The sequence below is a fragment of the Kitasatospora sp. NPDC002965 genome (assembly GCF_040611255.1).
Taxonomy (GTDB): domain Bacteria; phylum Actinomycetota; class Actinomycetes; order Streptomycetales; family Streptomycetaceae; genus Kitasatospora.
The window spans coordinates 1-1,439 of the sequence record NZ_JBEXNT010000308.1 but is presented as its reverse complement, the minus strand read 5'-3'; the positions used below and the strand labels follow the sequence as shown (position 1 = coordinate 1,439).

1 protein-coding gene is annotated in these 1,439 nt (G+C 71.0%); it reads left to right on the top strand.

Going from position 1 to position 1,439, the window contains the following annotated elements; translation table 11 throughout:
- The first annotated feature begins 536 nt into the window (after positions 1–536).
- Complete coding sequence (locus ABZY91_RS42025; RefSeq protein WP_355409525.1) at positions 537–1,016, top strand: hypothetical protein; 480 nt, start codon at positions 537–539, stop codon at positions 1,014–1,016.
- Positions 1,017–1,439 lie beyond the last annotated feature (423 nt).

Below are 1,439 nucleotides of genomic sequence, written 5' to 3'. Positions count from 1 at the left end.
GAATTTCCGAGTCCACCACTGAGGGCGACGGTCGTAGACGGGTCAGCGCCGGGCGACGTCGTTGCGGGCGTCGAGCGCAATGATCCTGGTGGGACGGTCCGGACGGTGAGGCCCTGGCGTCCACCGCCCGGACCGGACCGGGCGGTCCGGCCGCTCACCCCTCCACGGGGCAAGCAGCACCGGCAGGCCGACCACACCCCGCCTCCCGGCCGGAGCATCGCCGTCCGGACGCCCCGACCGCTCCGCGGCCGGTGCGACGGCTGGGTAGCACACCGGCTGTCGGCTGCCGCTGGTCCGGCACAACTGCCGTGCGACCGGCGGTCCGTGGCCGGCGGACGGCTCGCCGGAGGCCCGCGCGCGGCACTGACCGGGGCCGCGTGGACGTCCGACGGACCACTACGACAAGGTGGGGCGACGCGCCTGAGTGAGGTTGGTCTCATCGCCACGAACAGTGAGGGCAAAATGCGCCTTGTAGGGGGCTTTTCACGGCTGGAGGGGTTCTACGAAACCCGGCCCACCTCGTAGGCTCCGCGATCATGAGCAACGCCCCCGTAAAGCGCCACTGGCGCATGTCGATATTCCTCTGGATCGGCCTGCCGTTCATAGCCGTCCTCGGCATTGCAAAGGCCGCTCCGGATCTCGTGCCGGCCTGGCAGGCGCAGAGCGGCGGCGGAGTCAGCGGGACATTCACTGTCGCCCGGAAGGTCTGCACCCACGGGTCCTGTGACTTCTACGGCGACTGGAAGGCCGCGGATGGCACTTCCACGCACACGAACGCCCTCCTTTACGACGGACCGGACTCGTTGCGGGTCGGCGACACGTCGACAGCACTGGACTCTGGTGCCACCGGCGGTGTCTTCGCCACTGGAGGCGGATCCGCCTACCTGCTGGTGACGGCATTTGCCGTTGGCGGTCTGGCGGCGGCGATTGCCTGGCCGGTGTTTCTCTGGCGAACCTGGCGCTCTTGGCGTAGGGGCCGAACCTCGTCGCTGGAGGCAGCTGCGGCAGCCGCCTGACCTGACATCGGAGATGGCCGGTCCCCATGTCCGGGAAGCGCGTCAGGAGTCGGTCCCGGCGGGCAGTGTGTTCGCGTTCCCGGCGCCGAGCACCATGGCGAGTCGCGTTCCCCTGGAGCTTGCGTAGACGCTGGACGGCAGGCGCAGAGCGTTTCCGGCGAGTGACCTTCCCCGCCGACCTCGTTCGGCTTCGACAGGCAGCCCGCCGCAGGACCGACCGAGGGCCTGGCGCGCGCCTGCGAGCGGCCCGGTCTCCGGCTCGCCCCCGCCTTCGGCCACGTTCTTGTGGGCGCCGACCGCGTCCGGCCGCTCCGGGTTCGCCGGTGCGCGGCTCCACGTGGAGCCGGGCGGTGACCTGAAGGCCCTCCTGGCCGTTGTCGAACAGCACCCGCCGGACGGTGACCGGGCGGGTCCCGCCGTCCA